We start from the raw sequence: 25543 nt of genomic DNA, 5'->3' as shown, positions 1-25543 counted from the left end.
GGAGCATGAATGGTCGAGCAAATCGATATGTCGGCAAGTTCGACAGGCGGTGGACAAGGTGCCTCGTACGAAGCAGACGACATTCAAGTACTTGAAGGACTGGTAGCGGTTCGGAAACGGCCCGGGATGTACATCGGCAGCACCAGTACTTCAGGTCTACATCATTTGGTATGGGAGATCGTAGATAACGCTGTCGACGAGCACCTTGCCAAATTCTGCTCCAAAATCGATATCACGCTGCATAAGGACGGTTCTATTACAGTTCAGGATAACGGAAGGGGAATTCCGACAGGAATACATAAAACAGGGGTTCCCACTCCCCAGGTCGTGTTTACGATTTTGCACGCAGGCGGTAAGTTCGGTGGATCGGGATACAAGAAATCAGGTGGTCTGCACGGCGTAGGTGCTTCGGTTACAAACGCTCTGTCAGAATGGCTTGAAGTTGAGATCTTCCGGGATGGTAAAATTCATCGTCAACGTTTTGAATATTGGCAGGATAAAAAAGGGGTAGAACATGTAGGGGAACCCGTGACGAGTCTTGAAGTGGTTGGTAATACGAATCGCACAGGTACTAAAGTTACGTTCAAACCGGATATTCGCGTATTCCCTAATGGCATTCAGTTAAATTATGATACACTGGCAGAGCGTCTACAGGAAATTGCTTTCCTGAACTCGGGTCTGAAAATCGTTCTGAAGGATGAGCGTTCAGGTCATCAGGATGAGTATATGTACGAGGGTGGAGCAAGCCAGTTTGTAGAATATTTGAACGAAAACAAAGATGTGTTACATGATGTCATTCATTTCTATGCGGAGAAAGATGACATTGAAGTGGAGATTGCGATTCAATACAACGCGGGATATACCGAGACCTTAGCCTCTTTTGTTAACTCGATCCCGACTCGCGGTGGCGGTACACATGAGACTGGATTCAGAGCAGCATATACTCGTGTGATGAATGACTACGCTCGCCGCACCAGCATGATCAAGGAAAAAGATAAAAACCTGGAAGGTAACGATCTGCGGGAAGGCATGATGGCTGTCATCAGTGTCAAAATGTCAGAGGTGGAATTTGTCGGTCAGACCAAAGATCAACTTGGAAGTGCTAGTGCTCGAAGCGCAGTGGATTCTGTCGTTTCGGAGAACATTCAGCGATTTTTGGAAGAGAACCCGCAGGTGGCACAGACCTTGATTCGCAAAGCAGTGCAAGCATCCAAAGCAAGGGAAGCTGCGCGCAAAGCCCGTGATGAGATGCGTACAGGTAAAAAACGCAGTGAAAGTTCTAATCTGAATGGCAAATTGACGCCAGCGCAATCGAAAGATTTTACGCGCAATGAGTTGTTTATTGTGGAAGGTGACTCTGCGGGCGGTTCTGCGAAGCAAGGAAGGGATTCCAAGATACAGGCGATTTTGCCGTTAAAGGGAAAACCGCTTAATCCGGAAAAATCAAAGTTGGCGGATATCCTCAAAAATGAGGAGTATCGTGCAATAACAGCAGCGATTGGAGCAGGGATTGGAACTGAATTTGCGGTGGAAGACAGCAATTATTCTAAAATCATCATTATGACAGATGCCGATACGGATGGTGCACATATTCAGGTGTTGCTTCTTACGTTCTTCTACCGGTATATGAAACCGTTAATTGATGCGGGTAAAGTATATATTGCTCAGCCACCTTTGTACAAACTCACACGCAAATCCGGCAAGATGTCAACGGTAAGATATGCTTGGACAGATGAGGAACTTGCGAATTACATGAAAGAATTCGGCAACAATGTTGAGTTACAACGCTATAAAGGGCTCGGTGAGATGAATCCGGATCAACTGTGGGAAACGACGATGAATCCGGAGACAAGAGCTATGCTGAAAGTGGAGATTGTTGATGCCGCCAAAGCAGAACGTCGCGTTTCTACGTTGATGGGAGACAAGGTAGACCCACGCAAACGCTGGATCGTAGAGAATGTCGACTTTACAGAGTACGAAGAATAGAAGGTGCTTGGAATGAGTCTATCAGAACAATTTATGCCGGCCTTTCTCGAAGAGGTCGTAGGTGACCGTTTCGGTCGCTACTCCAAATATATTATTCAGGATCGCGCAATTCCGGATGTACGGGATGGATTAAAGCCAGTACAACGTCGTATTCTATACGCTATGTACGACTCGGGGAACAACCCAGAGAAGCCATACCGGAAATCTGCCAAAACCGTAGGGGACGTCATGGGGAATTATCATCCTCACGGCGATTCCTCGATCTATGAAGGTATGGTGCGAATGGCACAACCTTGGAAGATGGGGCATATGCTTGTGGACGGCCACGGAAACTGGGGTTCGCAGGACGATGATCCAGCTGCTGCAATGCGGTATACCGAGGCGCGTTTGTCATCGATTGCGATGGAAATGCTTCGTGATATTGAGAAACGCACTGTTCTGTTTAAGGACAACTTTGACAACACAGCCAAAGAGCCAGTCGTTTTGCCTTCTCGTTATCCTAACTTGTTGGTGAATGGCGTAAGTGGAATCTCTTCAGGTTTTGCAACCGAAATTCCTCCTCATAATCTGCGCGAAACGATAGATGCTTGTATTGCTGTGATGGAGAAGCCGTCCATCGAGCTTGACGAGATTATGATGTTCATGAAAGGCCCGGATTTTCCGACAGGCGGATTAATTATGGGCGGCGACGGTATTCTAGATGCATATCGAACAGGAAAAGGACGAATCTACATACGTTCCAAAACCGAAATCGAGAATATGCGTGGCGGTAAGCAGCAAATTGTCATTACCGAGATTCCTTATCAGGTCGTTAAATCTCGTCTGGTTACAGCAATGGAGAATATCCGTCTGGAGAAGAAAGTGGAGGGCATTGCTGAAGTCCGGGATGAAAGTGGACGCGAAGGGCTTCGTATTGTCGTTGAGTTAAAAAAAGATGCGGATGCACAAGGTATTTTGGCTTATTTGCTGAAGAAAACAGACCTCCAAGTCACATACAACTTCAATATGGTTGCGATTGTGAACAAAGCTCCGCAACAACTAGGACTGAAATCCATTCTCGAGGCATATATCGCTCACCAGCGCGAAGTTGTGACATTCAGGACGAAGTATGAATTGGAGAAAGCCGAAGATCGTGCTCACGTCCTGGAGGGGCTAGTGAAAGCCCTTAACATTCTAGATGAAGTGATTGCAGCGATCAAAGCATCGAAGAATCGTCAGGACGCGCAAAATAATCTGGTCTGGATGTTTGGTTTTACAGAGCGTCAAGCGGATTCTATTTTGACATTACAGTTGTACCGTTTGACCAATCTCGAAATCAATGCACTGCAAAAAGAACTGGATGATCTGATGAAGAAAATTTCACAGCTTCGATCTATTCTGGAGAGTGATCGCAAGCTGATTGGGGTTATCCGTAAAGAACTGTTGGAGATTAAAGAGAAGTACGGTATCGAGCGTCGTTCCGCGATTCAGGGTGAAGTAGAAGAACTCAAGGTAAATCTTGAAGTGCTGGTCAATGCAGAAGATGTATTAGTAACGCTGTCCAGAGAAGGGTACATCAAACGCTCGAGCATGCAATCTTTTACGCGGTCCGGTGGTGAACGTAGTGCTAGTGGAGTAAAAGAAGGAGATTATATCTCACAGGTGTTCAATGTGAACACATTAGAGAACCTGCTTGTCTTCACACAAAAAGGACAATACTTCCTTCTTCCTGTACACCAAGTGCCAGAATTCAAGTGGAAAGACCCAGGTACCGCCATTGTTAATGTGATTCCTTTGGCGAAGGACGATCGGATCGCCAGTGTGCTTGCGATCAAATCGTTTGAGGAACCGAATCATAGCCTTGTATTTGTGACACGCAAAGGGCAAGTTAAACGAACCGAGTTAAAGGAATATATTACGAAACGGTCCGGTGCAGTGGCAGCATGTAAGGTCGGTAAAGATGATGAAGTTCTGTCCGTGCATTTGAGTACAGGCGGTAAAGATATCATGCTGATTACCAAAGAAGCGATGGCCATTCGTTTCCGTGAGGATGAGGTTAACCCGATGGGACGCGTATCCGGCGGTGTTCGCGGTATTCAGTTAAAAGATAAGGATGAGATTGTCTCTGCACTATGGGTGGAAGGCGAAGAGGGTGAGGTAGCCATTTTGTCTGACCTCGGTTACGGTAAACGATCCTTGCTCCTGGATTACGCCTTGCAGAGCCGTGGGGGCAAAGGGCTGGCTACCTTTGAATTCAAGGAAGGTAAACGAGTTAAACCCAATGGAAGTCGCATCGCAGCAGCATTCTACTGTAGAGAGAAGCGTCAGTTCACGGTGATGACCAAAGAGGGACAAGCGCATCTCCTTTCTTCTGAAAGCCTGCCGATTACTGAACGCAAACATATAGGGAAATTACTTGTTCATGTAGACAAACAAGACGAAATTACGGATTTGATTCCGGATTTTAACGAAAATCAGCCGGAATCCTCAGTATAGATCGAATAAAAAAGACTCTTCGCACAGATCGCTGATTCTGTCGTGTGAAGAGTCTTTTTTTGTTGTTCCTGGGCGGATGAAGAGTGCGACTTCAAACGAAGTATAACAACCTTCGTCGATTACAGTCGATCGCTAGGAAATTGAAAAAACATAGCAGGAATGCGGCTTCAGAGCGCGAAAACTTAAGCAAATGAATTAACTATTCGTTGCTGGGAGGAGTGATGTTTGATGTATAATTCCGATTTTGCTAAGTGCTGGTTCAAATTAACCAAAGATTATAAATTGCATATGGATCAAGAATTAGCCCCTTCGTTGACAGAGGCACAGCTTGCTGTACTGGAGGTGCTAGCGGATCACGAGAAGATGAAGCCATCCGATCTGATTCCATTTCTGGCAACTACGCCTGCTGCTGTAACGATGCTTCTTGATCGTATGGAGAAAAACGGCCTCATTCGTAGAGACCGTGACAGTCAAGATCGAAGAATTGTATGGGTTTCACTGTCCGAAAAAGGCAGAATGGAAACGAAGCGCGGTATTACGATTCGTAATGAGTTTATGAATTCCGTACTGAGCAATATTTCCATGCACAATCAACAATTACTCATATATCTACTCGGAAAAATGACAACACCCAAAACGAACGTGCAAGAGCCTGCCTTAACCAGCTCAGGCTAATCTAAAGTGATGTGTCTAAGGGATTAGAAGATAGGACTTCAGCGAATGAGTAAATATTCTGTCTATACTGGCAATAGAATAAGCAGATCATTGCAACATACTCCTGGCTTCAGCAAGCTGGGAGTATATTTGTGTGGACTAAAGGGTCATGTATAAACATCTATAAGTAAACAATGAATGCTTGGTAGTTTTTTCTTACATCAAAATACATTTGACAACAAAATCGCTATATCGTAATATTACAATATAACAATTTAGGAGGATTACTATGGAGTTACCTGCTTTTGATAAGAATCAATTAAATATGTTTGATGAACCAGCAGAATTTCTTAAGGCACTTTCTCACCCCGTGCGTTTATGTATTGTTCGTGGGTTGATGCGCAAAAAGAAATGTAATGTTTCATATATGCAGGAATGTTTGGATCTACCACAATCTACGGTGTCTCAGCATTTGCAAAGGCTTCGCAGTGCAGGCATTGTTGCTACGGAGCGAAATGGTCTGGAAGTGAATTACGTACTAGCTGATCCTCGCGTGGAAAAGTTGGTCATGATCTTATTTGAAAAGGATGAATGCGAAGATGAATAAACGTAAAAAGGTCTTAATCGTGGGAGGTGTCGCAGGAGGTGCATCTGCTGCTGCGCGCCTCCGGCGTCTGGATGAACATGCCGAAATTATTATGTTTGAAAAGGGACCGTATATCTCCTTTGCCAACTGTGGCTTGCCTTATTACATTGGGGGTACGATTGAAGAACGTGCACGATTGCTTGTCCAGACACCGAAAGGAATGGAGGATCGTTTCAATATCGATGTTCGCACGCAGAGTGAGGTTATCGCTGTTGATTCTGCTAAACGGACTGTACAAGTACGTAGTGTCGAACGTGGTCTGTACGAAGAAAGCTATGATGAATTGATTTTGTCGCCTGGCGCTCGTCCGGTTGTACCTGATCTGCCAGGCAAAGAAAACCAACTGATATACACTGTCCGGAATATTCCGGATATCGATCGAATCAAAGAACAGGTAAGTTCGCATAACAACAAAAATTCGATCGTAATTGGTGGCGGGTTCATTGGTGTAGAAATGGCTGAGAACTTGAAGGAAGCTGGACTTGATGTAACTTTGATTGAAGGTAATGATCAATTGTTAACACCGTTCGATCCTGAATTGGCTGCTGTACTGGCTCAGGAGATGGAGCAGAATGGAGTAAAACTTTTATTTTCGCAACGTGTTCAAGGGTTCAGGACCTTAGATCAAGGCATTGGGGTAGAATTATCGGATGGCAATATGTTGTCTGCTGATCTGGTTATTCTGGCTATAGGGGTTACACCAGATACCTCGTTCTTGAAGGACAGCGGTGTGGCTCTCGGTTCACGAGGACATATCCTGGTCAACGAGAAGATGGAGAGCAGTGTTCCGCATATCTATGCCGTGGGCGATGCCATTGAAGTGAAGGACTACATTCACGGGACGCAAACAGCAATTCCACTGGCGGGTCCTGCAAACAAACAAGGACGCATCGTGGCAGATCAAATTGCGGGTCTTCCTACCACATATAAAGGGACTCAGGGAACGTCGATCATCAAAGTTTTTGGAATGACGGGGGCAACGACGGGGACCAATGAGAGAACGCTCAAACGTATGCAGAAAGAGTATCGTACGGTTACCGTTCATCCTGCATCTCATGCATCCTACTATCCGGGTTCAAGTGCAGTTACATTGAAATTGCTCTTCACTCCAGAGGGTAAAATTCTAGGTGCACAGGCCGTTGGTTATGAAGGTGTGGATAAACGGATTGATGATATTGCGGTAGCGATTCATTTCGGAGGAAATGTACGAGATCTGACGGAATTAGAACTTAGCTACGCTCCTCCATATTCATCAGCGAAAGATCCGGTAAATATGGTCGGATATGCTGCTGAGAACATGATTGAAGGCCGAGTAGAATCGTTCACCTACGATCAGCTATCGGAACGTAACCCTGCTGAGTCTTTATTGCTGGACGTTCGCAGTGATCTGGAGCACCGTAACGGGAACATTCCTGGCTCACTGTCAATTCCGGTCGATGAGCTTCGTCAACGTCTGGGTGAACTGGATGCTTCCAAGGAAATCTGGGTTTATTGTCAGGTAGGCCTTCGTGGTTACACCGCTTCTCAAATACTTCGTCAGCACGGCTATCGTACGAAAAATTTGAGTGGGGGCTACAAGACGTACCGTCAGGCACAATTCAAACCTGCAGTGGTATTAAGTGGAAGCAGCAATGGTGGCAACCCTAGTGATCAGAGTAATGACAATAGCGACATTAATGGTATCTCAAAAGAGCTTCACATTGATAACGAATTGAACGTATGTGGTTTAAGTTGCCCCGGTCCTCTGATTCAGGTGAAACAACAAATGGATCAGCTCACAGATGGGCAAACGCTGCGAGTGAAGGCTTCCGATCCAGGATTCTATGAGGATGTTAAAGCTTGGGCATCCATGTCGGGGTCTGAAGTCCTTAAGCTGGAGCGGGAAAAGGGCGGGGTAATCGAGGCAGTTTTAACCAAAAATACTTCACCTGTCACAAGCCAACCACAGCAACTGGAAAAAGGCAGCACCATGGTTGTATTCAGCGGTGAGCTGGATAAGGCTATTGCCTCGTTTATTATTGCCAATGGAGCAGCGGCTAGTGGGCGCAAAGTAACGATGTTTTTCACCTTCTGGGGTTTAAATGTCATTCGCAAACAAGAAATGTTGCAGGCACCAGTCAAAACGGGTATCGCTCGCATGTTTGATCTGATGTTGCCAAGCAACAGCCTCAAGCTCAAGCTTTCCAACATGAATATGTTTGGTGTGGGTGCCAAGATGATTCGAGGTCTAATGAAAAAAAATAACGTCGCTTCACTGGAGCAACTGATGCAATCCGCTATCGAACAGGGGGTTGAGATCGTGGCATGCCAGATGTCGATGGATCTGATGGGCATACAACGTGAGGAATTGATCGATCAGGCTGTCATTGGCGGCGTTGGATATTATCTCGGACAAGCGGACCAAGCGAATCATAATTTGTTTATCTAAAATTTAAAGTTCAATAATTAACTTAACTAAATGACAATTCAACCTCCTATTCCACTGTATCTGTATGCGTGGGATGGAGGTTTTTTTAACTGTCTGTGACTAATTGCATAATTTCATCGTTCAGGGTAAAGATACAAACGTACTGATTAGCTGTTATTATGCTTGCTTATATAGTATATAGATTACATTTCGTATGTACTCATATTGTTTTCTTTTTTTATATGTAAAGAGTTGACTATGTAAATATTTTTGTTATAATAATTAATTGTTCCCCTGATATTTCGTGTACGAAATATTATATTCCATAAGTAAAAGGGTGAAACAATGACGGATACGCATGAAGTATTTTATATTATCAACTCATTTCGACAAGTGAATCAGATGCTCTTCCGAGCTTTCTGGAACGAAAACAAAGAGATCGAGTTAACTTCGATTCAGTTTATGGTGTTATCCATCCTTAAGGAGCGACCTGCACTCGGTATAAACGAAATCGCTGATCTGTGTCACATGGGCAGTAGCTCCATGAGCGCTGTGGTAGAACGTCTCGTCAAAGGAGAATATATTGTGCGGACTCGTTCTGATGCAGATCGTCGCTCTGTGGTGTTACAAGTTACAGCCAAAGGGGAAAAGGCACAACAGGAGACACAGCAGCTATGGATGGAGCGTGTATCACCTATATTGGAGATTTCGAAGGAAGACCTGGAGAATCTGCTTCGGATTCATAGTCTGATGATTGAAAAGTTACAGGAAGAGAGATGAACAATCTATGAGCACAACAACTGCTACAGCTCCGTCCAGTGCGATGGAGAACATCAAGAAAGGCCCGATCGTAGCGGCCTTGTTGATTGGTGCCTTTGTGGCATTTTTGAATCAGACCCTGATGAACGTGGCTCTTCCTAAAATTATGGATGACCTCGGCATTGGGCCGAACAAAGCCCAGTGGCTGACCACGGGTTACATGCTTGTCAACGGGGTATTAATTCCGGTGACAGCTTACTTGATTGCCAAGTTTTCAACACGACAGATTTTTATAACAGCTATGACCCTGTTTACCATTGGTACGCTAGTCTGTGGTCTTAGTCCGAACTTTTCCATACTTATGGTTGGTCGTGTTATTCAAGCCGCAGGTGCCGGCATTTTGATGCCGCTTATGACCGTTGTGTTCCTGACGATCTTTCCGATCGAGAAGCGTGGTCAGGCAATGGGGACGATGGGGATTGCGATGATCCTCGCACCAGCGATTGGGCCGACGTTGTCCGGTTATATCGTTGAGCACTATTCCTGGAGATTGTTATTTTACATCATTTTGCCATTCTCTATCATTGCAACAGGGATCGGTATAGCTTTTGTTAAAAATGTAACACGTCAGTCCAAACCGAAACTGGACTCCATTGGTGTTATTTTATCTACACTCGGATTCGGTAGTTTGCTATATGGCTTCAGCGATGCCGGTACAGACGGATGGGGTAGCGCAATCGTTATCGGTTGCCTGGTTGTGGGTACCATCTCACTCATTCTGTTCGTTATTCGTCAGTTGACGACAGATCATCCACTCCTGGAATTCCGTATATTTAAATACAACATGTACACCTTAACAACGATCATTAACATGCTCGTTACAATGGCGATGTTTGCGGGGATGATCCTGCTTCCGATTTTCTTGCAAAATATCCGTGGATTTTCTGCAATCGAATCCGGCTTGCTCATGATGCCTGGTGCCATCCTCATGGGGATTATGTCCCCGATCACGGGTCGTATCTTCGATAAAGTGGGCGCACGTTGGCTGTCGGTTGCAGGTTTAGCGATTACAGCCATTACAACATGGGGTCTTAGCCGATTGGCGATTGACACCACGTATGGATACATGATGTTTATCTACACTGCCCGTATGTTCGGGATGTCCATGCTGATGATGCCAATTCAGACGGCAGGTCTGAATCAGTTGCCTCAACGTCTTAATGCGCATGGTACTGCGATGTCGAACACCTTGCGAACAGTGGCTGGGGCGATTGGTACAGCGATCCTCGTCACCATTATGAGTAGTAAGCTCAAGTCTCATCTGGGAGATATAATGGCTACGGGTACAATTGACCCGAATAATAAATCAGCGATGCTGGCAGCTACAGCAGATGCGACTATTTATGGGGTTAACTATGCCTTTACAGTGGCAACCTATATGACAATTGCAGCCCTGATTTTGGCCTTCTTCATCCAGAAAACGAAACCGGCGACAGAGCCGATTAACGCTGAGAAAGAAAAGGCAAAAACGGTGGCGACAGCATAATCAGACATGAACTGAAAGTTTGACGAAAAAGCTAAAAGCAAAGAGAACTCTTATCTGTAGTAGGATACACCTACTGTAGATGAGAGTTCTCTTTTTTGTTTTATTTTAATGATACGCTTCGGCATTTAAATGAATCCGTTACGATTCCCTAATCTTCGTTCTGGATAGAGGCCAACTTATGCAACAACCAATCTGGATCAGGATCATGTCCAAATTGCTTCAGATCAATACTGCCATCCAACTGGAATTCGACTCCTTCACTACCAAGCTCGATCTCCTGTATGGAGCGCAATTGTTCGTCGGATATAGCGATCTGTCCCTTCGCATTGACGACCCGATGCCATGGCAGACGTTCTTTACGACTCATGGAGTGTAAAATACGCACCACTTGTCTTGCTGCTCTCGGACTTCCAGCACATGCCGCAATCTGTCCATAAGTCATTACTTTTCCTTCTGGAATCGCCGCGATAATCGCAATAACCTGTTTCGTAAATGGGGTCATGACGCTTGGCTCCTAACTTTAAATTAGAATGAACCGTGTACTAGAATTGCAGTTACATGTATTCCCACAAAAAATGCCGCCCGGATGAGCATCCGAACGACAAGTTACAGTTGCAGACGAGTGCTGCGTCTGTGGAATTGAATTGCTTATAGACGGTTCATAGCAAAAGCTTCTTCGTATACCTGTGAAGGCCATTCAGCCCAAGGGAATTCTCGTACAGGCAGGGACTGAAGCGTAACTTCCTGTTTAGTCACTGGATGAGGGAACGATGCGATAACAGACCATAATGCAATTTGCTGCCCCGGCTTGTTCATTTTAGCGCCATATTTCTGATCTCCGAATAACGGACAACCGGCTTCTTTCATCTGCACACGTATCTGATGAGATCTGCCTGTATGAAGCTCAATATGAACAAGACTGTAGCGATCCGTTTCCCCGATGACCTGGTAGTCCAAGACAGCATCTTTTCCGCCTGGTGTACCTTTGGGTACTGCTGTGACCGTGTTTGTCTTACTGTCTTTCAAGAGGGTGTGCTTCAGCGTCCCCTGACTTGATGGCATTTTGCCATGAACAACCGCGCCGTAAATTTTACGGAAGTGTCGACCACGCACTGTTTCCGACAAACGAGAGGCCGCTTTGGAGGTTTTGGCAAAAATCATTGCTCCTCCAACCGGGCGATCCAGGCGATGTACTAGGCCCAGATAAACATTGCCCGGTTTGTTATATCGTTCTTTCAAATCTTGTTTGAGTAAAGAGAGCAGATCAGGGTCACCCGATGCATCTTCCTGAGTGGGAACATTCACTGGCTTGGTTATCCCTAACAAGTGATTATCTTCAAACAGAATCTCAATATCTCCGCCTTTTTGTATATCATGAGACATGATTAAGACTCCCAGCGGCCCAGAATACCGCATGGCAGATCCAAGCCGCTGCGTGTAATCGGCAATCCAATCTCTCCAGCTGTAATCTTGCCGCCATACTTGGCAGACATCGTCATCGTCAGCATGTTGCGCAGAACAGTGGAAGAAATCCCGGTTGTATATGAGTTCACAAGCATAAACAACGGGTTGTCCGAAAGAATCGTCATACAGGACTTCAAGAACGGATAGAGGTTCTCTTCCAGCTTCCATGTTTCACCGTTCGGGCCACGTCCATAGGATGGAGGGTCCATAATAATCGCATCGTACTTGTTACCACGGCGCTGCTCGCGTTGTACGAACTTGAACACATCATCCGTAATGAAACGAACAGGTCGGTCCCCAAGTCCCGATAGCTGCACATTTTCTTTGGCCCATTGAACCATACCTTTAGCTGCATCACAGTGTACAACCGAAGCGCCTGCGTATGCCGCCGCTACCGTAGCTCCACCCGTATAAGCGAACAGGTTCAGAACAGAGATGGGACGACCAGCGTTAGCAATTTTATCCATCATCCAGCTCCAATTGGCCGCTTGTTCAGGGAACAAGCCTGTATGTTTGAAGCTGGTCGGTTTAATATGGAATTTCAGATTTTCGTATCCGATTGTCCAGCGCTCAGGAATCGGTTTTTTCATATCCCAGCTTCCGCCGCCAGAAGAGCTGCGATGGTAGTGGCCGTGAGCTTGACGCCATTCATGGGTTTCATTTTCGAGGGGCCAGATGATCTGTGGATCGGGTCTACGCAGGATGACATCTCCCCAGCGTTCCAGCTTCTCGCCGCCTCCCGTATCGATCACTTCATAGTCTTTCCAGTTCTTAGCTACGTACATTATCGTTTATCCATCCTTCAAATTTCATTTGGATACTATTGTACAACAAATTAGGGGCTCTACGCCAGCTGGCCGTCTAGTATTCTGAAAGTGTCTTAAGCCATTTCGAAAGAATAGCAAAATTAGAATTCAATCAAAATAACATAAAATTAAATTTGACAATGATAATCATTATCATTTATGATTTTGATGCAGGAATATTTTAACGTTGCATATGAATTAGTTCGGCAACTCCTATAACATAACGAAACCAAAGTGAGGGACAATAGATGGCTAAATGGTTAGTGGCTTATGCAAGTATGACAGGGAATACCGAAGAGATTGCGGAACTCATTGTGGAAGGCATCACACAAAGCGGTTATGAAGTTGATCTGAAGTCTGTAACAGATTTTAATGCCGCGGAAGTTCTGAAATATGACGGATTTATGATTGGTGTCTACACATGGGGAGATGGTGAATTACCGGATGAATTTTTAGACTTTTACGAAGAACTGGATGAGCTTGATCTTAGTGGCAAGAGAGCGGCAGTTTTCGGAAGCGGTGATACTTCCTACGAACAATTTTGCGGGGCGGTTGATCTTACAGCCAAGAAGCTGCTAGAGCGTGGGGCGGAAGTATCATCAGAAATGTTGAAAATTGAATATAGTCCGCTGGAGCAGGAGAAAGAGATGTGCCGGGATTTCGGCAGACGTTTTACTGCGACAGACGTACAGGTATCCTGATGGAAATGCTGCAGCCAGATGGTTCTACCGTAACGGCACAGAGGAACAATGAGTTTCCTGAACGTTTGCTTGAAGACTACAAGCTGGAAGAAATGCTGCGCAGTCCGCATCGGTTCATCCGCCCTGAACCTTCTGCTGAGCAGCGTCCGGTACTCCAGTGGAGACATCGTGTGCAATATGCGGTGAGCCATGCAATCAATTATTTTTACAGTGTATCCCCCGACGTTCGTAAAGAAATCCCGATTCAATATGTACTCGAAAAATGGTGGCCAAGAAAGACAGATGGTTTCGATTCCATTCTTCATTACTGGGATGTCAAGCAAAAATTGATCGACGAGCTATCACTCGTCGTTGCGGCTAATGATGATTTGAAGCACCCCGCCATTTTGTTTGAACAATGGAAAACAGAAGTGCCTTCTCTACAGATGAGTTTGTCCATGATCTTTCACGCGGCCTGGCAGCCAGATGGTTGGGACAATCTATTGATTCAGAAGTATTTAGTTGTTCATGATGCCAACGTTGTGGAAGCCTTTCAACATATGGTTAGCGTCTTTTGCTGGGAAGCGTTTGGCAAGTTGCCAGGGATGATTGAAGTTTATTGTTTGTTGGAAGGACGTAAGATCAGGTATATTCCAGGTCGCCAATCGTTACAGCGTTCTATGGATTATATCCGTCTTGTTCGAGACAGTATGCCTAAGGCAGAAGAGCAAGTGTCGAGGCACTTTACTGCTAAAGACAGAATGCGAGTTCATGAAGAAGTAGATCGATGGAGAACGGAAGGGTCTAAGCCTCATAAAACATGGTTAATGTAATCGTTGAATACATTAGAATAACCGTTATACGGGGAGGGAACGCAGGTGAAAATGTTATATAGACAAGATAGCAGCAGCGGAAAAAGAAAAGCAGGAACATGTGAATTCAGCTCCATGCCTGTACCTCCATCGATCATTAGAAATCTTCTGGATGAAGCTGATCCCTCTTTATATGTTACGAGTCCCGTACCCTGGCGTTTTATGCTGTTTTCCGGTGAAGGAAGACAGCTATATATGGAAGCTGTCAGACAGAGTTATCCACCTCATCTGGCAGATCGCCACGGAGGCTGGGCCGCATATCAATATACCGAAGCGATCCCAGCCCACCTGGTCGTCGTTGCACCGAGCAATACCCAAGAGGATCATGTCCTGTCCGCGAAGGCATGGAGCAAACGATTCTGCATTCTGGCTGCGGAACAAGGTTTACATGCAATCTGGAAAATGAATGATTATCAGCAGCACCCGGTATTCATGAACTTGATGGGACTCAATTCCAAAGAAAGGGTTCTGGGCGTATTTCACATCGGTTATGGAGATCGGTGTGGATTATCTTCCGGTGTGGAGGTAGGGAAACCAGCCTCTGAACTCATGACGGTATACGACCATCTGGTCTGAAGGGCAACGAGTCTCTGAATTCGTTGCCCGCTAACTTACCGGAATTTTATATGCTATCGTACATGGTTTGCTAGGAATTGACGAACCCGTTCTCGTTGTGATGCATCATAAGAACCGGCTGAATATAAGCGGTTTGAGACCGTAATGGTATTACCAAAGAAAAATCGTTCAAACTGTGTCTGTCTGCCCCCAAACGAACCTGCCCCAAGTTCCCAGATCAGACGGAACAACGCGTTACGTTCCTTGGATTCCATGTCCGAGCCTTTGAGATAGAGATTCAGAGACTCAGCCGATCCGGAATGAAAATCCTCTTCCTGAGGAACCATGATCATACCGCTGGAACTAAGTAACTGTAAAATCTCAATCATCTCTGGATACAGTTTGGGGTAGATCAGATTGGCAGCCATCAGTGGTTTGGGTGCGGGCAGAATAAATCCTCTTCCGTCCGGTATAGCACCTGCTTCAGCAGCAATAGCCAGAGCTTTTAATGATTCGAGCCCCGCGAGAGCACGCGCTGTTTTTTCTACAACATGGGTTTCGTAATTCAAATCAAGCGTATCGATAAGTAATTGAATCGTTCCGAGTACAAATTCAGTTTTGGCAATATAACGGCTTAGCACCTGGTGTCCAGCATGGATGTGGAAATGACTTTCTTTAAAAAGTGTTGACGACATTTGCTCATCACCGGCAAAAAAGATACGATCATGTGGCACAAGCACATGGTCAAAGATGACGATGTTATCCATTTCTTCATAGCGTGAGCTTAAGGGATAGTTATATTTGGATTCATCTGCATACGTATCTCTAGAGATCAGACTGATGCCTGGCAGATCATTGGGAACGGCAAAAGAAAAAGAAAAAGGGTTTTCATCATCAAAAGGCGCAGGCGATGGAGAAGGATACACAAAAATTTCGTCAGATGTAGCGGCCTGAGTTGCCATCATGAACGCACCATTAATAATAAGTCCCTCATCTGTCCGATCCACAACTTTGGCTGCTATAGCATCTTCTGTCGTATCCAATTGTCCTGAAAGTTTGCTCGCATACGGTTGAATGAAGGCGTGGGATAACGTAATGTCGTTATCACGGCAATACGCATAATAATTTTTTAGATTATCGGCGTATTGAGGTGACAGCTCATTTAATAGATCGGCAGCAGTATAAAAGGCCATGATTGCTGTGTTCATGTAATCGGGTGAACGTCCCAGAAAACCGTGATGGGTCTGAGCCCATATCGTCATAGCCTCACGTCGCCTGCGAAGATCGTTGGCATGTGTTGGAGGCAGGAAGGACATGCCTACAGGTTTGCCATCCGCTGGGGAGTCGTACAACATCCGGTCTGTCACTTCGGGATCAAACTGGAGATCGTACATGTTCATCTGTGTTTTCATTAAGCCAGAAAAGGCGATATGCTCCGAGCGTTTGCCAGGAAGCAGTTCTCCTTTGTACCAGCATGGCACGGTCTGAGCATCAATTCGTTCACAATACTGTATGCCATTTTTAGCGGGCATTCATCTTCACCTCTGGGTTCTTGGTTCATGAGCACTCTCGTTTCTAACCCTATTCTACGTGAAAGTACTGTCTGGTGTGCTAACGACCAGAGATGAAAACTTGCATTAAAGTTTTAACTATAATTATCATTATTGGTAAAATACATAAAGAAAAGGAGCCCATCGGGGCTCCTTGAATATAGCAACTAAGCTTGAACAGTTGAACGATAGGCTTTCTCCGAAATCTGCATTTCCTCCTGCGAAACCCAGCGCGGCAAACTTAACCTGAACAAGCTTCCCTCCGGACTGCTGGAGACCAGAGTTAACTCACCACCTTGTTCATGTGCCAAGAGGCGGCTGTAAGTTAGTCCGAGACCCAGACCACGATTACGACGTTTTTTTAGCTCTCCCCGGTAGAAGCGTTCGAAAATCTTTGGCTGATCTTCTAACGAAATACCTGTACCATTATCTTGCACATCCACATGTAGCATGTTCTTTGCCGCACGCACATGTATATGGAACTGAGCTTGTTGCCCAGGAGGAGTTGCGTGCAAGCCATTGTTAAGCAAGTTTACGATAATCTGCTGTATTCGAAGCGCATCACCCATCACATACAGTGAGCCTTGCGGTACATGTAGCTGAACCTCTGGCATGTGTTCTTCATATGCAATCTTCCATTGGTGAACAATTTCTCCAACCAACAGTTTCAGATCGGTTCGTTCTTTGCGAACCGTAACACTTCCAGCAGTCATGGCATTATAATCCAATAAATCTGCAATCATACGCTCCATACGTTCGGACTCTTTCAAGGCGATATCTAGAAACTCTTTACCCTCTTGTGGATTGACCACGTCGTCCCGCACAGCCATAACCAGGCCTTTGATCGAAGTAACAGGTGTTTTGAGTTCATGACTGACTCCGGCGAGAGAAAGTGTGCGCCATTCTTCGAGTTGATGTAGACGTGTTGCCATATCACCAAAAGAGCTGACAAGCTCGTTGATCTCACGCTCTCGTGTGTTGAGCGTCAGACTTACATCGTAATTGCCACTGCGGATTTGTTGTGCAGCATAGGCCACCTGACGTATTGGTCGTGATAATTTACGGGATAGCAAGTAGATCGTAAGCCAGCCGCAGAGAATAAGACCTCCAAAAATCAGCGCAACAAGCCATATCGTCTCAGGCCCGAACGTGATAGATTGTTTGGATTGCATAACCCATACTTTACCCATAACTTGATTCCCATCAGCGATATCCACCATCACACCAGCATATTTGTTATTTCGTGGTTCGAGGAAATCATCCGAGAGCCGGTAATAGACGTCTTTTTGTTGCATTTCAGGCTGAGAAAAGACCAGTTTATTGTTCTGATCCAGTACCATAACGCAAAAATAGTGATCAGTATTAAACAGTTTTTCGCGTTTGCTAACAATCATGTTCAAATTAGGCGGAACCTGAAGTTGATGATCCTTGACGGTTACCCGGTCAGCAATCTCCAAACCGAGCAACTCAGCCGTCTTTAGACCTTTCTCTATCGAAGTGGTTCGTATCCAATAAAGCGCACCCGCAGCAATAACGGTGAACCCAATACATAGAATCAGGAAATATCGCAGCGTCCAATGTGACAAAATGGAGGTCGAACGCTTACGCCTTGATGATGTCAGTTGGCGATCCAAAATTGATACCCCATTCCTCGTAGCGTTCGGATTTCTCCCGTTTCGGTGGTCCAGTGGGAGAGGGCCTGACGCAGTCGTTTAATCGATAAATCTACGGCACGATCACTACCCTCGTAATCTAATCCCCATACTTGTTCAATCAGATGATCTCTAGTGAACGTGCGGTTAGGATGCTCGGAGAGAAAAAGAAGCAGAGACAAGTCACGCGGCGTCAGTGCAACTTCAGCACCATTCAGCAGTACTTGCTTCGCCGCAAGATCAATGACCAGATTGCCGAAAGAACGTCTGTCCTCGCCCCCAGAAGTCCAGTGCGGATTCCGTCGCAATACAGCATTTACGCGAGCAACGACTTCCTCGGGTACAAACGGTTTGCTCATATAATCATCAGCACCTGCATTTAACCCGTTAAGGCGATCTGATATATCGTCTAGTGCAGTTAACATAATAACGGGACAAGTGCTCTTTTCCCGGATAATTCGTAACAGATCCCATCCATCCATTTCAGGTAGCAAGACGTCCAGCAGTACAATGGAAGGATTCACAGAATCAAAAACCGTTAAGGCCGTCGGTCCATCTCCTGCAAGATATACTTCAAATTCAGCTTTTTTTAGATAAGCAGCCAAAACACGTGCAATTGCTTGCTCGTCTTCTACGATAAGTACAGATTTCAAACCAGGTGTTCTCCTTTCACAGACAAGCTTGTTTACTGATTTTACATGAGGCGAGGTATAAAGCCAATCCTGATTTGAGGTTTTGAAAAAGAAAGAAATCAATCTGATCTTGACTTCTTCCTGACACATTGGGCTGTTATGATGCAATCCATGGGCTAGGTTAAACCATACTGTACTGGAGGAATTATAGAGATGAGTAAAAAGACGAATACATGGATTATCACAGGGATCGCTGCAGTAGCCATCATTGGTGGGGGCGGTTACTACTTTACGAATAGTTACTTGGGAAACAACGTGGAGATCGAACAGGTCATCCCGGCAAGCACGGCAGCTTCTACTACTAGCGCGGATAGCAGCACAGGAACAACAGTGGATCAACAAAAGGTTGGAGCAGAGCAGTTGAACGGAGATTGGAATATCAGTCAGGGCTCCAAAGTATATTTCTCAGTCACTACTTCGCGGGAAACAGTAAATTTTGTAAACGAACAGGTTAATGGAAAATGGACAATCAACGTGAATGACCCTACTCAGTCAGAAGCTGAAGGAAAGATTGAGATGAACGGCATTGATTCTGGCAATGGTCAGCGGGACGAACATGTGAAGGATGCGGACTTTTTCGATATGGCTCAATATCCGCAAGCTACATTTAAAGCAACATCATTTGAAGGTATGCCTACCGAATGGACAGAGGGTGAGCCGATCGATCTGAATATGAAAGGCAACCTGACGGTAAAAGGTATCGAAAAAGAAGTCACGTTTGACGCCAAAGCGGTTTACGATAATAATGAATTGTTGCTATCAGGCACCACCATGGTTACATTTGAAGATTTTGGGATGGAGAATCCCCACTCCGTTGTGCTCTCAACTGAAAATGATATCGAAGTGCGTCTGGAATTGAAGCTAGCCAAATAAAAATAATCATATCTCGAATGAAATGAATCATAACGTGTGACTTTGCTAAATCTGTTGTGCTTCGCCTATGGGCGGACCAACAGATTTTTTAGTTTTGCTGGAATCTACAGATCTACAGATAAATGGATTGCAATGTAACAGATTATGATCAGGAAAGTCTACATGGTTAAAATAACTGCTGGTTCCTTTCAAAAATACCGTGTTGCTTGCATTCATGAAGCGCTTACAATGGGAAGGATTCATGACATTCATTGATCCAAGCACAAAACAAACACGAGAAGGGGAGATCAAGGGTGATAAAGAAGTACATATGCGGTTGTCTTGTTTTGTTGTTGCTATTCTGTGATCTGAGTCTGATTGCGAGACCAGCTGCGGCAGCAATATCTAATGTGGCACTGAACAAGACGGTAACGGTGAGTTCGGAATATAAAGAATGGGAGAGTAGCAAAGAGCATTTGGTGGATGGGAAAGCAGATACCCATTGGAGTGCACAAGCGGGAGTAACTACAGAAAAACCGGAGTGGGTTATGATTGATCTGGGAGAGATGTACAATCTTTCCGGAGCGGAAATCAAATGGAGAGAGGACACGCTAGTACACTATTTAGTCGAAACGTCAGCCGACCAGCAGCAATGGACAACGGTTGCGAATCAACGAAATAATACGAATTCACAACAGATAGCCAATCTGACGTTTAAGCAAAACGATGTACGTTATATCAGACTTCAATTATTTTTTTACAAGGAAGCAGGAGCGTGGCCTCAAATATTGGAGTTCAATGTTTGGGGAGAATCAGAGGGGATGGACCCAGCCGACATCGTGAATTATAATCCGGTTCAAGTAAACACGTTCCCGAGAAATGCCCCGGTTCTGCCCACAGAAGTGGAAGCCAACTATATTAATGGCAAATCGGGTATGGTTTCTGTGACTTGGGACCATATAATGGAGTCGCAATATGAAAAGACAGGTGAATTTTCTGTTACAGGTTCCGTATACGGTACCGTGAATAGACCTGAAGCCAAGGTCATCGTACAAGGGTATCGATCAGATTATGTGAGGGGCGTCGATATTTCCACTCTTACAGCGATTGAAGATAAGGGCGGAAAGTATATCGATCGCAACGGGACAGAACGGGATTTGCTCGATATTCTCAAAGATCGCGGTGTCAATTATGTGCGTTTGCGTCTGTGGAATGATCCACAAAAATCAGGTGGTTACAACGATAAGGCTGATGTGATCCGAATGGCTGTACGGGCGAAGCAAAAAGGATACAAGGTGCTGCTTGACTTCCATTATTCGGATGAATGGGCCCACCCCGGTCAACAGCTCAGGCCAAAAGCTTGGGAAACGTTAAATTTTGAAGAGCTGAAAAAAGCGGTGTACGATTACACTGTTGAAGTGGTTGGAGATATGAAGAAGGCAGGCGCCATGCCGGATATGGTGCAGATTGGTAACGAGATCAACAGTGGTCTCCTCAATGGATTAAGCAGCGATGTGAATTTTAAGGAAAATGCAGCTTTGCTAAAGCAGGGGATTGCTGGGGTTCGTGCAGTAGAAGGGAACAACATCAACGAAGCCGACCGGGCAAAGATCATGATCCATCTGGCCGAAGGCGGTAAGGTCGAGACATTCAAATGGTATTTCGAGAAGCTGAAGGAAGAAGGTCTTCATTCTGATTATGACATCATCGGACTTTCGTATTATCCGTTCTGGCATGGAACATTTGCTGATGTACAGAGAACGATGAACGAAGTGTCTGACATGTTTGGAAAAGACGTGATTATTGCCGAAACGTCCTATCCGTTCACCTATAAGAATGGGGACGCACACGGAAATATTATTGGATCCGATCAAGCGCTCCTTACTGGAGGGGCAACGTTCCCGGCAACCGTCCAAGGTCAACATGATGCGATCGCAGGGATTATGGACATGATTGCCAACGTACCAAATCATCGTGGTGCAGGTTTCTTTTACTGGGAACCCGCATGGATTCCGGCAGGTGTAGGCTGGATTGCGTCCGAAGGCGATGCCTGGGAGAACCAGGGCATGTTTGATTACGATGAGTTTCCAGCGAATGGTGGACATTCATATGAAGGTAGAGCGCTGCCGTCTCTTGATGTGTACAAAAGAGGGATGGAGCAGATGCCGGCAGACCGGCAACATCTGGCAGCAGCACTGACACGGGCGAGATCACTGGTAGAAAGTGATTTCACATCAGAAACTTGGGGTGCGCTGGAACCAGCGATCCAAGCTGCGGAGAGCGTATATGCTCAGGCATATACACCGGTCGGTGTAACTCAAGATACTACAAATGCAGCGACAGCATCACTCGAAAGTGTGATGTCACAGCTTGGTGTGATCAAACCGAACCTTGAAGATCTTGAAGCTGCTATTGAAAAAGCAAAAGCGTACCAGCAGAAGGACTGGTCATCTGCTACATGGACAACGTTCAGTAAAGCGCTGGAGCATGCGAAAGGGGTAGTGGCTGACCCGAGAGCTACACAGACAGATGCGAATAAAGCAGTAGAACGCCTTGAAGCAGCCGCTCGGGCTTTGTCAGACGTGGACAAAACACAGCTGCATCAGTACATTCAGCTCATGCAACAGGAAAATGCATCCGCATACACACGCCGAAGCTGGACGATCTTACAACAAGCTTTGCAGGAAGCTATTCGGGTCAGAGACAATGGTGCTGCACTGCAATCCGAGGTTAACTCAGCACTTGACACATTAAAACAAACCTTTACGGATCTGGTCAAGCTGGAAGCGTTGACGACGGGTAAAACCGCCACATCTTCAACAAGTGCGGGAAATGGCGGGGGGAAAGACAATTCTCCGGGAGGTGCAATTGATGACAATCCCAACACTTCATGGGGGACAGATCAGGGGCCGGGTGACAATACGTGGTGGACTGTAGATCTTGGACGAATAGCGAATCTGCGGAAAATCGAAATGTCGATGTGGAGCGGCGGTATCAAATATAGAATCGATACGTCCACTGATAATGAGCATTTCAAGACAGTGGTAGATACCACAAGTGATGTTGTCGTATCCACATCCCCGAGTCATGTTCTCCCAGAGGGAACGGAAGCACGATATATTCGTGTGACGATTAAAACAGGCCCGACATGGGTGGGGTTCATGGAATTTGAGGCTTACGGGACCTTCCCGGCTGACAAAACCCAATTAAAATCAACTGTTGATTCTGCTGAAGCGTTACAACAAGCGGACTACACGGCTTCAAGCTGGAGTGCATTCAACAACGTGTTGATTCAGGCACAGCAGTTGGTCCCAGATGTAGAAGCTACTATACAAGATTTAAGCAGTGTTGATCAAAAACTGAAGGAAGCAATTGCACAACTAGTACGCCAGACTACTAACCCAGGTACGGGACAGTCATCTCAGCCAGGTCATTCGTCGGGGCCATCCTCACCATCAACGAATCCTAACAATGCAGTAATTCCGACTCAACCATCACCTGATCATGAAACAGCGAGCGGTTCCATTCGTGTAAAAGGAACAGCGACAGGAGATGGATATATGGTGCGTCCAAGCACAGTAGATCTTGCTGAGGCTTTGAAATCGATGGACTCCGAGAAACGTACCTTGAAGCTGATCGCCGATGTACCTGACAGTTCAAAAGCAGTAACATTCCAAGTGTCAGCAAGCCAGCTCTCTTCATGGATTCGTTCAGAGAAGGTGCTGTTCGTCGATCTAGTCGTGGGCAAAACAACGATCCGTATCTCGCTTCGTTCACTGCCGTTGACGATTGCGGACTCAGCTGACACGCTGGATGTCGTTGTTGCGCAAGGTTCAGCAGAGAGAGTGTCTTCTGAACAGCGATCAAGTATGGCTAATCATTCAGTTATTCAAGTGGATATGCTCTTAAATAACAAGTCATTCCCGTGGGGCGACAGAGCGATTGAAGTTGTTCTATCCGATATAGAACCTGTGACAACCGCAGATACAGTGATGGTTGTGAACTTGATCTCTACAAGTGGGGAGTTGCAGCCTGTAATATACTCCAAGTATGACCAAGTGACAGCAACGATGGTATTCAAGCCGTCTCAACTTGGCAGTTATGTGATTACCAATACAGAAGTACCTCTAACAGACTTGCAGCGTCATGCCTGGGCTGTTCGAGAAGTGCAAAGTCTCTACAGTAAAGGTATCATTTCAGGAATGAGTGCAACACGATTTGATCCGCATGGTGAGCTGACCCGTGCGCAATTTTTGCAGATGATTGTTAAAGTGATTGGAAAAGCGAATCAGATTCACCCTTCGACAGAGCTGCCGACGGATGTGAAGTCCAATCAATGGTATGCAGAGGCGGTTCGCACTGGCCTTGCGATGAACATTGTTCAGGGCAGAGCTGATGGAACATTCGGCGCGAATGATCGTATCTCTCGAGAAGAGATGGCATTGATGCTGTATCGTGCGATGCAAGTGGCTAATCATGAGAGTAACTCGACCACTGTGCACGCTGATCAGATCCAGTTCAAAGATCAAGCAGATATAGCTAACTATGCACTAGAGGCTGTGACATCCATGATGCAACGGGGCGTCCTGAACGGCATGCCTGATAGCAGATTTGCTCCTAAACAAACGGCCAATCGGGCCCAAGGTGCAGTTGCAATAGCGCGATTGCTGGAGCAGTTGTATTAGAAACGGCAGCGTATTTCACAAAAAGCAAATTGAGATCTAAATGAGAAAGAGATCGAATTCAGAATTCGGTCTCTTTTTTTAGATAAAAACGTTAATGTCGTATTGACAATATCAAGAGTGTTTGTTATCATTTCGATAATATCAAAACGACATTATTGTGAAATGAGGAATGATTCATGTTTGGATTCCAATTTGTGAAGTTTCAACCGAGTGAATATGTGATGAAGGTGAAGAACGGCAGGGTGCAGCGCGAAGGCGTGGGTCTTTCTTTTTATTATTATGAACCGACGACTTCGGTCGTGGTATTGCCTGTATCTTCAGTGGATGTACCGTTTATGTTCGAGGAGATCACATCGGATTATCAGACGGTTACTGTACAAGGACAACTCAGCTATCGCATTATGGATTACCGCAAAATTACCCAGAGCCTGAATTACACATACAATTTGCGCAAAAATCAATATATGTCCGACGACCCCGGCAAACTGGATCAACGGGTGATCACCATTGCAAAAGTGCTCACCAAGAAATATTTGGAGCAGTTGCCGCTAAGAGAAGCCATTCAATCCAGCGAACGGCTCGCCAGTAGTATGAAAAGGGAAGTCGCGCAGCATGAAGAACTGGAGAAGCTGGGTATAGAGCTGATGAATCTGTCCATTCTAGCGATTCTCCCAAATAAGGAAACGATGCGAGCGTTGGAGGCACAGGCGAGAGAAGAAATTTTAAGACAGGCGGATGAAGCTTTATATGTGCGCCGCAACGCTTCGATTGAGCAGGAACGGCGAGTGAAAGAAAACGAACTGAATACCGAAATTGCGGTGGAGGCAAAGAAACAGCAAATTCGTGAAACTCAATTGCAGGCTGAGCGTTCGGTGAGACAGAAGCAGAACGAGATGGAGCAAGAGCAGCTGCAGTTTAATACAGCGATGGAGGAGCGTAAACAACAGTTAATTGAACTGACGATTGCGAATCAGAATGCTGAAGCGGACGCGAAGGCGTATGAGATTGCAGCTGTCATGAATTCGCTCCAACATGTTCAGCCGAATGTTTTGCAAGCGATGGCGAATATGGGCATGAATTCAGACAAACTGATTGCACTCGCGTTCCAGGAGTTGGCTGAGAATGCTGGCAAAATCGGGCAGCTAAACATTTCACCTGATCTGTTACAAGGGCTTATGACACCTGCAGAAGGAAGAGGTAAGGGAGGGGTGACACGATGATTCTTGGATGGGGAAAAGAAACCAAATTATCTGCTTCTAAGG

At 45.6% G+C, this 25543-nt stretch carries 19 protein-coding genes; 13 read left to right on the top strand and 6 right to left on the bottom strand.

The window, feature by feature from the left end:
* Positions 1 to 9 precede the first annotated feature (9 nt).
* The 7 genes from parE to PQG66_RS08200 all read left to right on the top strand — a co-directional run bounded on the left by parE (position 10) and on the right by PQG66_RS08200 (position 10473).
* A complete protein-coding gene (parE, locus tag PQG66_RS08230) occupies positions 10 to 1986 on the top strand; it encodes a DNA topoisomerase IV subunit B (protein ID WP_272037170.1) in 1977 nt (658 codons plus the stop codon).
* Positions 1987 to 1998: 12 nt separating this feature from the next.
* A complete protein-coding gene (gene gyrA / locus PQG66_RS08225) occupies positions 1999 to 4461 on the top strand; it encodes a DNA gyrase subunit A (RefSeq protein ID WP_272037168.1) in 2463 nt (820 codons plus the stop codon).
* A gap of 228 nt (positions 4462 to 4689) precedes the next feature.
* A complete protein-coding gene (locus PQG66_RS08220; RefSeq protein WP_272038116.1) occupies positions 4690 to 5136 on the top strand; it encodes a MarR family winged helix-turn-helix transcriptional regulator in 447 nt (148 codons plus the stop codon).
* 268 nt (positions 5137 to 5404) lie between these two features.
* Positions 5405 to 5722 (top strand): ArsR/SmtB family transcription factor, encoded by a 318-nt coding sequence (locus PQG66_RS08215; protein WP_272037166.1) that lies wholly within the window; start codon positions 5405 to 5407, stop codon positions 5720 to 5722.
* Complete coding sequence (locus PQG66_RS08210; RefSeq protein ID WP_272037164.1) at positions 5715 to 8189, top strand: FAD-dependent oxidoreductase; 2475 nt, start codon at positions 5715 to 5717, stop codon at positions 8187 to 8189. The genes PQG66_RS08215 and PQG66_RS08210 overlap by 8 nt, the downstream gene beginning before the upstream one ends.
* Positions 8190 to 8513: 324 nt before the next feature.
* Positions 8514 to 8948: a MarR family winged helix-turn-helix transcriptional regulator gene (locus tag PQG66_RS08205; RefSeq protein WP_272037162.1), complete on the top strand. Its 435-nt coding sequence runs from the start codon at positions 8514 to 8516 to the stop codon at positions 8946 to 8948.
* A gap of 7 nt (positions 8949 to 8955) precedes the next feature.
* Complete coding sequence (locus tag PQG66_RS08200) at positions 8956 to 10473, top strand: DHA2 family efflux MFS transporter permease subunit (RefSeq protein WP_272037160.1); 1518 nt, start codon at positions 8956 to 8958, stop codon at positions 10471 to 10473.
* Positions 10474 to 10621: 148 nt separating this feature from the next.
* Here PQG66_RS08200 and PQG66_RS08195 read toward each other — a convergent pair whose 3' ends face one another.
* From PQG66_RS08195 to PQG66_RS08185, 3 genes are all read right to left on the bottom strand, one after another.
* Positions 10622 to 10975 (bottom strand): MGMT family protein, encoded by a 354-nt coding sequence (locus PQG66_RS08195; RefSeq protein WP_272037158.1) that lies wholly within the window; start codon positions 10973 to 10975, stop codon positions 10622 to 10624.
* A 146-nt stretch (positions 10976 to 11121) separates the two neighbouring features.
* The gene (locus tag PQG66_RS08190; protein WP_272037157.1) at positions 11122 to 11856 is read right to left on the bottom strand and encodes an RluA family pseudouridine synthase; all 735 of its coding nucleotides are present in this window, start codon (positions 11854 to 11856) and stop codon (positions 11122 to 11124) included.
* Positions 11857 to 11858: 2 nt separating this feature from the next.
* The gene (locus tag PQG66_RS08185) at positions 11859 to 12722 is read right to left on the bottom strand and encodes a class I SAM-dependent methyltransferase (RefSeq protein WP_272037155.1); all 864 of its coding nucleotides are present in this window, start codon (positions 12720 to 12722) and stop codon (positions 11859 to 11861) included.
* A gap of 269 nt (positions 12723 to 12991) precedes the next feature.
* Between PQG66_RS08185 and PQG66_RS08180 the strand changes: the two genes are divergently transcribed.
* Genes PQG66_RS08180 through PQG66_RS08170 form a run of 3 tightly spaced genes read left to right on the top strand, consistent with a single transcriptional unit; the run spans position 12992 to position 14871 of the window.
* The gene (locus PQG66_RS08180) at positions 12992 to 13444 is read left to right on the top strand and encodes a flavodoxin (RefSeq protein ID WP_272037153.1); all 453 of its coding nucleotides are present in this window, start codon (positions 12992 to 12994) and stop codon (positions 13442 to 13444) included.
* A complete protein-coding gene (locus tag PQG66_RS08175; protein ID WP_272037151.1) occupies positions 13393 to 14256 on the top strand; it encodes a hypothetical protein in 864 nt (287 codons plus the stop codon). Before PQG66_RS08180 ends, PQG66_RS08175 begins: the two co-directional genes overlap by 52 nt.
* 45 nt (positions 14257 to 14301) lie before the next feature.
* Entirely contained in the window at positions 14302 to 14871 is a 570-nt protein-coding gene (locus tag PQG66_RS08170; RefSeq protein ID WP_442955058.1) for a nitroreductase family protein, read from the top strand.
* A 53-nt stretch (positions 14872 to 14924) separates the two neighbouring features.
* Here the strand turns inward: PQG66_RS08170 and PQG66_RS08165 are convergent, their stop codons facing one another.
* From PQG66_RS08165 to PQG66_RS08155, 3 genes are all read right to left on the bottom strand, one after another.
* Positions 14925 to 16382, bottom strand: coding sequence for a 4-hydroxyphenylacetate 3-hydroxylase family protein (locus tag PQG66_RS08165; RefSeq protein WP_272037149.1), 1458 nt, complete (start codon positions 16380 to 16382; stop codon positions 14925 to 14927).
* 185 nt (positions 16383 to 16567) lie between these two features.
* Entirely contained in the window at positions 16568 to 18034 is a 1467-nt protein-coding gene (locus PQG66_RS08160) for a HAMP domain-containing sensor histidine kinase (protein WP_272037147.1), read from the bottom strand.
* Entirely contained in the window at positions 18019 to 18705 is a 687-nt protein-coding gene (locus PQG66_RS08155; RefSeq protein ID WP_272037145.1) for a response regulator transcription factor, read from the bottom strand. Before PQG66_RS08155 ends, PQG66_RS08160 begins: the two co-directional genes overlap by 16 nt.
* 192 nt (positions 18706 to 18897) lie before the next feature.
* On the opposite strand from PQG66_RS08155, the gene PQG66_RS08150 reads away from it, so the two are divergent.
* From PQG66_RS08150 to PQG66_RS08140, 3 genes are all read left to right on the top strand, one after another.
* Positions 18898 to 19617, top strand: coding sequence for a YceI family protein (locus PQG66_RS08150; RefSeq protein ID WP_272037143.1), 720 nt, complete (start codon positions 18898 to 18900; stop codon positions 19615 to 19617).
* A gap of 293 nt (positions 19618 to 19910) precedes the next feature.
* Entirely contained in the window at positions 19911 to 24281 is a 4371-nt protein-coding gene (locus tag PQG66_RS08145) for a glycosyl hydrolase 53 family protein (protein WP_272037140.1), read from the top strand.
* Between the two features lie 176 nt (positions 24282 to 24457).
* Entirely contained in the window at positions 24458 to 25501 is a 1044-nt protein-coding gene (locus tag PQG66_RS08140) for an SPFH domain-containing protein (RefSeq protein WP_272037139.1), read from the top strand.
* Positions 25502 to 25543: the final 42 nt, after the last annotated feature.

This window comes from Paenibacillus sp. JJ-100 (assembly GCF_948329825.1).
GTDB lineage: Bacteria > Bacillota > Bacilli > Paenibacillales > Paenibacillaceae > Paenibacillus.
The sequence above is the reverse complement of the archived record's forward strand: the minus strand, read 5'-3'. Positions and strand labels throughout refer to the sequence as shown.